This is a genomic window from [Muricauda] lutisoli (nom. illeg.), assembly GCF_017313105.1.
GTDB classification, from domain to species: domain Bacteria; phylum Bacteroidota; class Bacteroidia; order Flavobacteriales; family Flavobacteriaceae; genus Flagellimonas; species Flagellimonas lutisoli.
On the sequence record NZ_JAFLND010000002.1, the window covers coordinates 460642 to 473481 of the forward strand.

At 42.2% G+C, this 12840-nt stretch carries 12 protein-coding genes; 11 read left to right on the forward strand and 1 reads right to left on the reverse strand.

What is annotated here, in order from left to right; translation table 11 throughout:
* Positions 1-3: 3 nt before the first annotated feature.
* The gene (locus J0X13_RS09385; protein ID WP_207071183.1) at positions 4-876 is read right to left on the reverse strand and encodes an aldo/keto reductase; all 873 of its coding nucleotides are present in this window, start codon (positions 874-876) and stop codon (positions 4-6) included.
* A 159-nt stretch (positions 877-1035) separates the two neighbouring features.
* On the opposite strand from J0X13_RS09385, the gene J0X13_RS09390 reads away from it, so the two are divergent.
* The 11 genes from J0X13_RS09390 (at position 1036) to J0X13_RS09440 (ending at position 12783) form a co-directional block, all read left to right on the forward strand.
* A complete protein-coding gene (locus J0X13_RS09390; RefSeq protein WP_207028380.1) occupies positions 1036-2037 on the forward strand; it encodes an AAA family ATPase in 1002 nt (333 codons plus the stop codon).
* 69 nt (positions 2038-2106) lie between these two features.
* Positions 2107-2973, forward strand: coding sequence for a DUF58 domain-containing protein (locus J0X13_RS09395; protein ID WP_207071184.1), 867 nt, complete (start codon positions 2107-2109; stop codon positions 2971-2973).
* Between the two features lie 5 nt (positions 2974-2978).
* A complete protein-coding gene (locus J0X13_RS09400) occupies positions 2979-4634 on the forward strand; it encodes a hypothetical protein (protein ID WP_390822160.1) in 1656 nt (551 codons plus the stop codon).
* Positions 4635-5633: a vWA domain-containing protein gene (locus tag J0X13_RS09405; protein ID WP_207071186.1), complete on the forward strand. Its 999-nt coding sequence runs from the start codon at positions 4635-4637 to the stop codon at positions 5631-5633. It abuts the gene before it with no gap.
* Positions 5634-5636: 3 nt separating this feature from the next.
* Complete coding sequence (locus J0X13_RS09410; RefSeq protein ID WP_207071187.1) at positions 5637-6683, forward strand: VWA domain-containing protein; 1047 nt, start codon at positions 5637-5639, stop codon at positions 6681-6683.
* Positions 6676-7569 carry a tetratricopeptide repeat protein gene (locus J0X13_RS09415; protein WP_207071450.1) on the forward strand — a complete coding sequence of 298 codons (894 nt, stop codon included), beginning with the start codon at positions 6676-6678 and terminating at the stop codon, positions 7567-7569. The genes J0X13_RS09410 and J0X13_RS09415 overlap by 8 nt, the downstream gene beginning before the upstream one ends.
* Positions 7569-9353, forward strand: a complete 1785-nt coding sequence (locus tag J0X13_RS09420; RefSeq protein WP_207071188.1) for a BatD family protein — start codon at positions 7569-7571, stop codon at positions 9351-9353. The genes J0X13_RS09415 and J0X13_RS09420 overlap by 1 nt, the downstream gene beginning before the upstream one ends.
* Entirely contained in the window at positions 9350-10114 is a 765-nt protein-coding gene (locus J0X13_RS09425) for a tetratricopeptide repeat protein (protein WP_207071189.1), read from the forward strand. Before J0X13_RS09420 ends, J0X13_RS09425 begins: the two co-directional genes overlap by 4 nt.
* A gap of 58 nt (positions 10115-10172) precedes the next feature.
* Positions 10173-10481: a hypothetical protein gene (locus J0X13_RS09430; protein WP_207071190.1), complete on the forward strand. Its 309-nt coding sequence runs from the start codon at positions 10173-10175 to the stop codon at positions 10479-10481.
* Between the two features lie 82 nt (positions 10482-10563).
* Positions 10564-12147 carry a SulP family inorganic anion transporter gene (locus J0X13_RS09435; protein ID WP_207071191.1) on the forward strand — a complete coding sequence of 528 codons (1584 nt, stop codon included), beginning with the start codon at positions 10564-10566 and terminating at the stop codon, positions 12145-12147.
* A 9-nt stretch (positions 12148-12156) separates the two neighbouring features.
* Positions 12157-12783: a carbonic anhydrase family protein gene (locus tag J0X13_RS09440; protein ID WP_207071192.1), complete on the forward strand. Its 627-nt coding sequence runs from the start codon at positions 12157-12159 to the stop codon at positions 12781-12783.
* Positions 12784-12840 lie beyond the last annotated feature (57 nt).

Here is a 12840-nt window from a genome sequence, read left to right on the forward strand (position 1 = left end):
ATTCTACGGAACATCGTGGCCTTGGCCCGCTACCAAAAGGGTGAACCAGTCCTGAAGTTCCAATTCCAATTTTATGGCCTCAGCGGCCAACTTCATTCTTTTCTTGTTTGTCGTCCCTATAACCGGGTGAACATTAGCAGGATGTTTTAAAATCCAAGCTAAAAGTAGCTGGCTTTCGTCTGCATCGTACTTGTCCAGTAAAGGGCCCATTGCTTCTTTAATCCGTTCAACCTGATCGTCGGTTTCTCTGAAAAAACTTCCCAAAGGGCTCCAGGCCATTGCCATTCTTTTGTTGGCTATGCAATCATCAAAAGTCCCATCGTACATAGGGTTGCGGTGCGTTAAGGAAAACTCGACTTGGTTTCCCTCAACAGGTATCGCTTTTTCCAACATAGCAATTTGAGATGGCGTAAAATTGGACACCCCGAATTGGTTGATCTTTCCGCTTTGCAATAAATGTTGGGCAGCTTCCGCCATCTCTTCGGGTTGCATTAATGGACTTGGCCTGTGCATCAAAAAAAAGTCCAGGTAATCCGTATTCAATTTTTTAAGCGACTCTTCCGCCGACCAAATAATATAATCTTTATCGTATTGGTAATGGTTGATTTTGTTGTCCCTACCACGGGTCAATTGAATACCACATTTGGTGATCAACTGGATGTCCTCTCTTTTGATTCCGCTATCCACGAAGGCAGCACCAAAATCACCTTCTGTGGAATAGCTGCCATAAATGTCGGCGTGGTCAAAAGTAGTAAGTCCACAACCAATACTATGGTGCATCAATCCGATCATTTCTTTTTTGGAAAGTTTTTTACCCCAACTTCCCCATGTCATTGCTCCCGATATAATGCGGGAAAATTTGGTTGTCTGTTCCATATGCGCTTAAAGTATAAAATTAAACCCTTAAATCCTTCATAAAACTAGGGGTTTAGCGTTTTTTTTAACCATTAATTAACAGGCAGGTTTTAAATAAATTTTCATTTTGCACACCTTAGTAAAAACCCCGACATTAATACCAAACAATAAAAGTTTAAAATGGAAGAAAACACTACTATTGATATTAGTGCTGTGAATGAGAAAATTGCCCAGGAAAGCGCTTTTATTGACCTTTTAACGGTGGAAATGAACAAAGCAATTGTAGGACAGACCCATATGGTTGAACGTTTGCTTATCGGTCTGCTCGGAAAAGGTCACATTCTACTTGAAGGTGTTCCGGGACTTGCAAAGACCTTGGCCATCAACACATTGGCAAAAGCGGTTAAAGGAAGTTTTAGCAGAATACAGTTTACACCCGATCTATTGCCCGCTGACGTTATCGGTACACTGATCTACAATATCAAAGAGAATGATTTCTCCATTAAAAAGGGACCTATCTTCGCCAACTTTGTCTTGGCGGATGAGATAAACAGGGCTCCCGCAAAAGTGCAATCGGCACTTCTGGAGGCCATGCAGGAAAAGCAGGTAACCATTGGTGATGAAACCTTTATTTTGGACAAACCTTTTTTGGTAATGGCCACACAAAACCCAGTGGAGCAAGAAGGTACTTACCCGCTTCCAGAAGCTCAGGTGGACCGATTTATGCTTAAAACGGTAATCGATTATCCAAAACTCAACGAGGAGCAGCTGATAATCCGTCAGAACTTAAAAGGTGACACGGAACCCATTAAGCCCGTGGTTTCCCTGGAGCAAATTCTGAGAGCCCAAGAAACGGTTCGTGAGGTTTACATGGACGAAAAAATCGAAAAATACATACTCGACCTCATCTTCGCTACGCGATACCCAGAAAAATACAACTTGGAAAGCTTGAAGCCACTCATCAGTTTTGGTGCTTCTCCAAGGGGTAGTATCAACTTGGCCAATGCATCCAAGTGCTATGCGTTCATCAAACGAAGAGGTTATGTGGTTCCCGAAGACGTAAGGGCCGTGGTGCACGATGTGCTGCGTCACAGAATTGGGATCACTTACGAGGCCGAGGCAGAAAATATTACTTCCGAAGAAATCATCAACAAGATTGTAAACGAGGTAGAAGTGCCTTAGCGGTTCAATGTTTATCGGAATAAGTAGCAATACTTTAACCAACCCGAAAACCAATTTTTTTTGAACCAAATGGATACAAAGGAACTACTAAAAAAAGTACGTAAAATTGAAATCAAGACCCGACGGCTCTCCGACCATATTTTTGGTGGGGAATACCACTCTACGTTCAAGGGTCGAGGAATGACGTTCAGTGAGGTACGTCAATATCAGTTTGGTGATGACGTACGAAGTATTGACTGGAACGTGACCGCACGCTACAACGAACCCTATGTAAAGGTCTTTGAAGAAGAGCGCGAACTAACGATGATGTTGATGGTGGATGTGAGTGGGTCTGAACTTTTTGGTACTTCCAACCAATTCAAAAAAGAAATTATCACTGAAATTTCCGCAACACTTGCTTTTTCTGCGCTTCAAAACAACGATAAGGTCGGGGTGATTTTGTTTTCCGATGAGGTGGAGCTTTTTATCCCACCTAAAAAAGGAAAAAGCCACGTACTCAGGATTATTAGGGAATTGTTGGAGTTTCACCCAAAAAGTAGCGAAACCAACCTTGCAGAAGCCTTAAAGTTCCTGACCAACGTGATGAAGAAAAAAGCCATTGTTTTTGTGCTTTCCGATTTTATCGCGGATGACTACGACAATACCCTTCGCATTGTGGGCAATAAACATGATGTGACTGGGATACGGGTTTATGATGAGCGTGAGGAAACCATACCGAACTTGGGAATGGTGCAAATGCAGGATGCCGAAACAGGCGAGATCCAATTGGTGAACACCCAATCCAAACAGGTGCGGTTGGCCTATGGCGAATACTACCAAGAGAAGGTGGCATATTTCACCAATTCATTTAATAAGTCAGGATGCGGTGTAATCAATTGCAGGGCAGACGAAAGTTATGTTAAAAAGCTACTGGGGTATTTTAAACGAAGAGGATAATGCGAATGTACGGTCGATATAAAACAATAAACACAAAAAAGGTCCGAAACATTTTGGGCGTTTTATTGTTGTTGATGCTTTTGCCTATGGTCGGTTATTCTCAGACCGAACCCAAGGTCGATGCTAAAGTGGATACCCTGGCCATTAAAATAGGGGAACAGATCAAGTACAAGATCACGGTTGAGGCAGATTCGACCGATGTTGTTTTCTTTCCCGAAGGACAAACCTTTTCCCCACTGGAAACCGTAGAGGCCATTATGGCCGATACCCTGAAAAATGATGATAAGGTCATTCTTCAAAAGATATATTCACTAACACAGTTTGATAGTGGCTCATATACCATTCCACCACAGCGAATAGCCATTAACGAGCAACCCTTTTTCACAGATTCATTCCAAGTAAAGGTTGCCGATGTGGTCGTTGATACCACCAAACAGAAAATGTACGACATCAAACCTCTTATCGAGGTAGAGCGGGGCACTGCCGATATGTGGCTTACTGCACTTTGGATTCTTTTAGGGCTGATTGTTGTGGGCGGATTGGTCTATTGGTTCTTTTTGCGCAAAAAACCATTGACCGAGGAAGAAAAGGTGGCATTGCTCCCACCCTACGACCGAGCTTTGATGGAACTGAAAAAACTGGAAAATTCCAAATACCTCATCCAGGACGAGTATAAACAGTATTATTCAGAGCTAACGAACATTGTCCGCTCATATTTAGAAGAAGATGTACATGTTTCGGCAATGGAGAGCACTACTTCCGAACTCATCACCAAACTTGAAATGTTACGGGATGCTGGGGAACTTAAATTGGAGGAAGACACCATTCAGCAATTTCAAAAAATATTACAAACGGCCGATTTAGTGAAGTTTGCCAAAAATAAACCCGCTACCACCATCGCAGAACAAGATAGAAAGCTGGTCGAGGAAATCGTGACCAAAACCCACGAGGGACTCCCAGAACCCACTGAGGAGGATTTGTTGTTGGATGAGGAATATCTGGAAGAACTGGCGAGAAAAAAACAACGTAAAAGAATCTACTGGGCCGCGGCCATTTTCGCAGGAATCATTGTTTTGGGCGGTATTGGCTCCACCGTTTATTTTGGAACCAAAAAAGTTCGCGATACGATTTTTGGTTATCCCACCAAGGACTTGCTGGAAAGTGAGTGGGTGGCCAGTTCTTACGGTTTTCCACCTATACAAATAGAAACACCGGAAGTTTTGGTGCGCCAAGAACTGGAACTGCCCAAAGAAACCGAAGAGCTGATCAAAGAACTTCAGGCATTTTCCTATGGCAGTTATGTCGGCATTTTTTCCGTCAGCACCAGTTCCATCACCTTTAAAGAACAGAAAGAGGACCCCCAATTTGATGCTGTAATCGGTTCTACATTAGCCAATTTTGAACAATTGGGGCTCACCAATATAATTACCAAACAAGAGGAGTTTGTTACCCAATCCGGTGTTAAGGGGTTAAAGACCTATGGCACGGGTACTTTGGAAAGACCCAATGGAGACTCCAAAAGGGCCAAGTACAACATTCTCACTTTTGGCGGTAAAGGTTTTATCCAACAGGTGGTAATCACTTGGGAAGAGGACGATGAATATGCAGAACGGATCGTGGACCGAATTTTGAACAGTTTAGACGTAAAAACACAAGCATAAATGTTTGAGAATATAGAATTTGCAAATCCTGAATTTTTCTGGCTGCTCTTGTTGCTTCCATTGGCTTTGCTATGGTATTTTTTCAAACGAAAAAATGAAATGGCCTCCCTGCGCATCTCGAGCATCAAGGGATTTACCGTTAAAAGTTGGGCATCAAAATTAAAACCTGTCCTATTCGGAATACGGTTATTGGCCTTGGCTGCGATCATTACTGCATTGGCCAGACCTCAAACGGAAGACATTTCCACCAGGACCAAAACTACGAAGGGTATCGACATCGTAATGGCCATCGATGTATCATCCAGTATGTTGGCCCGCGACCTAAAGCCAAATCGATTATCGGCTTTAAAAGAAGTGGCCGCTAATTTTATAGAAGGTCGCCCAAACGACCGTATTGGCTTAGTCGGATATGCCGGTGAAAGTTACACCAAGACCCCGATTACCAGTGATAAGGCTATTGTTTTAAATGCGTTGGAAGAAATCACTTATGGCGAATTGGAAGATGGTACGGCCATTGGAATGGGATTGGCCACATCGGTAAACCGCCTTAAAGAAAGCAAGGCGATCAGTAAAGTTATCATTCTTTTAACGGACGGTGTCAATAATTCTGGCTTTATTGAACCTAGAACCGCTGCGGACCTAGCAGTGGAATTTGGAATAAAGACATACACAATCGGTCTGGGCACCAACGGAAACGCCTTGTCTCCCATCGCTTACAATAGAGATGGTTCCTTTAGATACGGAATGCGGCAAGTGGAGATTGATGAAGAATTGCTGGAAGAGATTGCTGAAGTAACAGGAGGAAAATATTTCCGTGCCACAGATAATGAATCTTTGGAAGAGATTTATGACGAGATCAACAAGTTGGAAAAAACAGAAATAGAAGAATTCAAATATTACAAGTACGAGGAAAAATTCAGGCCGTTGATTTTCTTGGCGGGAATTTTATTGCTGTTGGAATGGGGATTGCGAAATTCCATCTTTAAAAGTTTTATTTAGAAGATGATTCAGTTTGACGAAAAAATATATTTCTACCTCTTGGCCATAATTCCAATTATGGTCCTAGTGTTCTTTTTTCTTCAAATCTGGAAGAAAAAAGCACAAAAACGTTTTGCCGATTCCAGTCTCTTAAAGCGTTTGGCACCCAATAGATCGAGCTTTAAATCCACCGTAAAATTGGTCTTTTTATTGGGAGGGCTTGTGTTTTTGGTATTGGGATTGGTAAATCCAAAAATCGGGACAAAGCTGGAAACCGTGAAACGCGAAGGTGTGGATATCGTATTCGCTATCGACGTTTCCAAGAGTATGTTGGCCGAGGACATAGCGCCCAACCGCCTGGAAAAATCCAAACGTATTGTTTCGGAAATCATCAACCAACTGGCCAGTGACCGAATCGGGATAATCGCCTATGCGGGACAGGCTTATCCACAATTGCCCATCACCACGGACTACGGGGCGGCAAAAATGTTCTTGCAGAGCATGAACACCGATATGCTCTCGTCACAAGGAACGGCAATTAACGCAGCCATAGATCTGGCAAGCACCTATTATGATGATTCCCAGCAGACAAACAGGGTGCTTTTTATTGTTTCCGATGGGGAAGACCACTCCGAGAGCTCAACCGTCAACGCGGTTGAAAAAGCCACGCAAAACGGTATCCGTATTTACACCATAGGGGTTGGTAAAGCCAAAGGAGCACCCATTCCCCTCAAACGAAATGGGGTTGTGGAAAGCTTAAAAAAGGACAATCAAGGAGAAGTGGTCATTACCAAACTCAACGAAAACGTATTAACGGAGATTGCCGACAGGGGCAATGGGGATTATATTGATGGCTCCAACACGGAAAATGCAGTGGAATACATCAAAGAGGAGCTGAACCGAATGGACAAAACGGAATTTGAGGCCAAGCAATTTGCCGAGTACAAGGACCAGTTTCAATGGTTCCTCGCCGCTGGCTTTTTATTTCTATTTTTGGACATCTTCGTTTTGGATAGAAAAACACAATGGTTGAAAAAACTGAATCTTTTTAATGAGCACGATGATGGATAAGATAAAGTTGATGTTTGGACTATTGCTATGTTTTGGAGCAGTCCAAGCGCAGGATGACATTGCCGAAAAGGCGAACAAAGAAGCAGAAAAAGCCTTGCAGGCCTCAACAGACCTCACGTATGAGGCCAATGAACAACTGACCTCCAACGATTTTATTACGGCAGAGGCCGATTACAGAAAAGCCATATCCAAAAGCAATAAAAATGCAGTTGCAAGATTTAATCTAGGCAACGCCTATTACAATAGGGAAAGTTTCGGTGAAGCTTTTGGTCGATATAAAGAAGCTGGCGATACCGCAGAAAACAAAGGAGAAAAACACAAAGCCTTTCATAATATGGGCAATGTGTTCATGAAAAACAAAGAGTACAAAAAAGCTGTGGAAGCATACAAACAAGCGTTGCGCAGCAATCCCAACGACGACGAGACACGTTACAATCTTGCCTTGGCCAAAAAAATGCTCGAAAAACAGCAGGACGAGCAAAAGAATGACCAAAACAAAGACAACGAAGACAAAAAGGACCAAGAAAACGAGGATAAGGATAAAAACCAAGACCAGAACAACGAAGGCGGGGATAACGAAAAGAAAGACGAAGGCGAACAAAAGGAAGACGAAAACAAAGATAAGGGCGACCAGGGTGATAATGGTGAGAACAAGCCAAAGGAAAACCAAAAAGGAGATGGCGACAAGAAGAACGAACAGGAAAAAAAGCCCAATGAAGGTGACCAACCTGAAGATAAAAAACAGCAACCAAGACCCAACCAACTTTCCGAACAGCAGATTCAGAATTTGCTAGAGGCCATGCAGAACGAGGAGAAAAAAGTGCAAGAAAAAATGGAGGCCCGAAAAGTTCGCGGAAAGAAAGTTAAAAACGAGAAGGACTGGTAATGAAACTGTTGAAAGGCAACATACTGCTTTTTTTGGGAATGTTCCTTCTATCGGGGCTGTATTCCCATGCCCAAGACGAAACCGAGGGGGTCGAGTTTGTAATGAACTTGAGCAAAGAGGAGTTGGGGATCAACGAACGTCTTCGGGTAGATTTTACCATGAACAAGGATGGCGACAATTTTAAACCACCACAATTCGAAGGGTTCAATGTGGTCATGGGGCCGTCACAATCCATTAGTTCATCTTGGGTAAACGGCAAACGCAGTTTTTCCAAAACCTATTCCTATGTTCTAAAGCCTACTGCAAGGGGTAGTTTCACCATTAATCAAGCTACGATCGAAATTGATGGACAGACCTACAAGACAACACCTCAAAAAGTAGAGGTCACAGCTGCGGTTGACAAACCCAATGCACAGAAAACAGTAGATGATGTAGCAGATGAAAGCCTTCATTTGGTAGCAGAGGTTTCCAAAGGAAATCCATACCTCAATGAAGCCGTAACGGTTATTTATAAACTTTACGTTAGTCCAAACATAAGTGTGACGAATTATCGTCCGTTGGACAATCCTACCTACAATAATTTTTGGAGCCAGGATATTCCTGTGACAAAGCATACGGCGCAAAATGGTACATTCGAAGGAAAACCATATCGCTATGTAGTGTTGAAACGGGTGGTACTCTATCCTCAAAAACCTGGTCAGTTGGATATTGAGCCGCTTTCCTTGGAAATATTTGTGGATGTTCCCACCAATCGTCGGGACTTTTTCGGTGGTCGAATCTATACCCAGACCAGTAAAACTGTTTCTGCTGGCAAAAGAACCATCAACGTAAAACCATTGCCCGAAGCAGGAAAACCTGCAAATTTTAGTGGCGCCGTGGGGGATTTTGATTTTGCCGTGACCACTAGTAAAACTCAGTTGAATGCTTCTGAATCACTTCAGGCAAAAGTGGAGGTTTCGGGAAAGGGAAATCTAAAGCTTTTCCAACTCCCAGAACCAGAGCTGCCCAGTTCTTTAGAGGTATACGATCCAGAATATGAGGAAGACATTAATACCTATAGCTCGGGCATGGAAGGAAAAGTGGCCAACAATTACACTATAGTACCTTCTTTTAGAGGAAAATATCCGATTCCGAGCATCTCCTTTAGCTATTTCAACCCTAGTAAGGGCAGTTATGAGACCATCAACTCCGAAGAAATCAATATTGAGGTGATTGAAGGGCCTTCGGGCAATGATACCAATATGGCTCCTTCTGCAAACAAACAGACCGTGGTGCCTACTGGGGAACAATTCCTTTTCATCAACATAAACCCAAACTTGAGCCCTATAAAAGTAGAATCTTTCTTTGGTTCAAGACTGTTTTTCATTCTGTTGTTCGCTCCACTATTATTGATTCCAATCGCCATTTTCACCTTCAAGAAAAGAGAAGCTATTGCAAGTGACGTGGTCGCCAACAAAATTAAAAAAGCGAACAAACTGGCCAGAAAGTATCTGTCCACCTCCAAAAAAGAATTGGGCAATAAGGAAGCATTCTATGTTGCCCTGGAAAAAGGATTGCACAATTATCTGAAGGCAAAATTGCACATAGAAACCGCAGAGTTTAGCAAGGATAAAATTACCAGCATCCTATCCGAAAAAAATGTTGAAAAAGAGGATATCGTAGGTTTTATCGGACTTTTGACAAGCTGTGAAATGGCCCGTTATAGTCCATTTTCCAATGTACAGATGCAACAGGATTATGAAAAGGCCAGTGAAGTAATTTCTAATTTGGACAAACAGTTATGAGCATAAAAAAGATAACCTTTTTGGTTTGTTTTCTTGGCTTTACTTTTGGGTTTGCCCAAAACGAGACGCTGTTCAATGAGGCTACGGAGCTTTATAACAATGGTGAATACTCCGCTGCGATTGAAAATTATAAGGAAATCCTTGAAAACGGGGAACATTCGGCCTCACTATACTTTAACTTGGGCAATTGCTATTACAAGCTCAATGCTATCGGACCCAGTATATATTATTACGAAAAAGCTTTGCTTTTAAGTCCGAACAACGAGGAAATCAAAAACAATCTAAGGTTTGCCCAGAACATGAGGTTAGACGCCATTGAGGAAATGCCCAAAACTGAATTGTCCCGCATTTATAGTTCGATTGTTGGTATGTTCGGTTATAATAAATGGGCTTACTTTGCCGTAGTTTTTGTCTTTTTGTTTGTGCTGGCGTATATGGCCTATTACTTTCTCAGACCCGCCAACCAAAAAAGGGCTGCATTTATTTCCAGTATGTTTTCGCTTGCCCTTTGCGTGGCTTGCGTTTTGTTGGCCTATCTCAATCATCAACAGAATAAGAACAATGACCCCGCTATCGTATTTTCCAAAGAAGTGAATGTTAACTCCGAACCGAACAGCAACAGTAATACCATATTTACCATTCATGAAGGCACCAAAGTGAACATTTTGGACGAGCTCGATGACTGGAGGAGAATTCGTATTGCTGATGGTCAAACAGGATGGCTACAGGCGGAAAATGTCAAGAAAATCAAGGACTTTTAGGCAAAAAACCGCTTTCCTTACCCAGAATTCATTATTTTAGTTCAAATTGACGTTGTTTGTGAAGACATTCCTATTTCCATTTATGTCGTTATTGCTGATACTTGCCATATCGGCCTCTCCCATTATTCCACTATTGGATAAGGAGTTGGGCGAAACCATGGTGGTTGGAGCAGCGGAAGAGGAAAAAAGCAGCAAGGTATTTACCGTCAAAAAGTTTGATGAGGCCGACGTCTACAACAAATATCTTTTAGAATGGGGCAATCATCCATTTCTACAAGAACATTCGTTGGTTTCTCTTAGGTACATTTTCCCAATCTCGGATTATACCGTCGAAATTTTGGACCCTCCCCCCAGAAAATTGGTTTAACACTCAAATTTTATTCAAATCAATTTTTAACCTTCTTCTATGAATCACCTAACCAAATAGAAGAACAAACTTACATATCATTATGTTCAAGCATATCAAAAAAGATTTACCTGCCAGTATTGTGGTCTTTTTCGTGGCTCTCCCCCTATGTTTGGGAATTGCTCTAGCTAGTGGCGCACCTTTATTTTCAGGACTTATAGCAGGTATCATAGGCGGTATTGTTGTTGGAGCGCTAAGTGGCTCCCAAATTGGTGTTAGCGGACCGGCCGCTGGACTTGCCGCCATAGTTCTCACTGCTATTGGTACTTTGGGCGGCTATCAAAACTTTCTGGTGGCCGTAGTACTGGGAGGAATCATACAGCTCGTTTTCGGATTTCTTAAAGCCGGTATCATAGCTTATTATTTTCCTTCCTCCGTAATCAAGGGAATGCTTACGGGTATTGGTATCATTATCATTTTAAAACAAATTCCCCACTTTTTTGGGTACGATGCCGATCCCGAAGGAGACTGGGCATTCTTTCAGGTGGATGGAGAAAACACCTTTAGTGAGATCATCAACTCTATTAATTATATCAGTCCAGGAGCAACCTTAATCGCGGTAATCGGATTGGCCATCCTTATTTTATGGAGCACGGTATTGACCAAAAAATCAAAAATATTCGAACTTGTTCAAGGACCTCTGGTGGCCGTGGTCATTGGCATAGTATACTACTCCATTACACAAGGGAATCAAACCTGGGGTATTGCGGCCGAGCATTTGGTCAAGGTACCTGTACCGGATAGTCTTGAGTCCTTCTTAGGCTTTTTTAGTTTTCCAAACTTTGGTGCCATAACCAATACCGAAGTATGGATTACTGCCTTTACCATAGCATTGGTTGCCAGTTTGGAAACGTTGCTCTGTGTTGAGGCCACGGATAAATTAGACCCTGAAAAGCGAACCACGCCCACAAATCGAGAGCTTATCGCACAAGGTATCGGAAACACCATGTCCGGTCTTATCGGAGGACTTCCGGTCACACAGGTAATTGTCCGTAGTTCCGCCAACATACAATCTGGGGGTAAAACCAAAGCTTCGGCGATCATTCACGGTTTTTTCCTTTTGGGATCGGTAATTTTAATACCCACCCTACTTAATATGATTCCGTTGTCCGTTTTGGCAGCTATCCTATTTATTGTAGGCTATAAACTTGCCAAACCAAGCTTGTTCAAAAGCATGTACCACGCAGGTTGGAAACAATTTGTCCCTTTTGTGGTAACAGTGGTGGGAATTGTGTTCACTGACCTTTTGGTTGGAATCAGTTTAGGTCTTTTAGTAGGAATTGTGGTAGTATTGATCAAAAGCTATCAAAACTCCCACTTTCTTCACATTGAAGAAAAGGATGGAGAATTACATAAGATAAAAATGACCTTGGCCGAAGAGGTCACATTCTTTAACAAAGGGGCCATATTAAAGGAATTGGACAACATTCCAGAAAATTCATACCTCACATTGGATGTGAGAAAAACTCGCTATCTTGACAATGACATCGTCGAAATTCTCGACGATTTTAGAAGTAAGGCGAAGAACAGGAACATCGACATTAAAATTATTTCGGAAAGAGGAGAAGTCGAGAACCCTGAAAGTTATATCGAATTTTTTAATCTAAGACCCAAAAAAACAGCATAACCGATAAATATGAAGGCACATACAAAAGAAACACAATCAACTATGACTCCCGCAAAAGCTATTGAGTTTTTAAAGGAGGGCAATGAGCGTTTCCAACAAAATTTAAAGGCAAACCGAAACCTACTGGAACAAGTCAACGATACCAAAGATGGCCAGTTCCCATTTGCGACCATTTTAAGTTGTATCGATTCCAGAGTGTCCGCAGAGTTGGTTTTTGATCAAGGTCTAGGAGATATTTTTAGCATTAGGATTGCCGGTAATTTTATCAATCAGGATATTCTGGGAAGTATGGAGTTTGCTTGCAAGCTTGCGGGCACAAAAGCTATTGTGGTTCTCGGCCATACCAGTTGTGGTGCCGTAAAAGGAGCCTGCGACCATGCACGCCTAGGAAATTTGACCAGCTTGATAAATAAAATCGAACCAGCGGTATATGCAGTCAAGGAGCCAAAAGACGACTCCAAAAGAAATTCTCGGAACCTGGATTTTGTGGACGCCGTTGCAGTTAAAAATGTTGAAATGGCCCTTGAAAATATTAGAAACCAAAGTGTAATCCTGAAAGAAATGGAGGAACATGGTGAAATTGCAATTGTGGGTGCCATGTATGATATTTCCGATGGTCACGTTACTTTTTTATGATTTTTAATGATCGAACACGATCGAAAGGGGCCGATTTTAAGATCGGCCCCTTTTTGA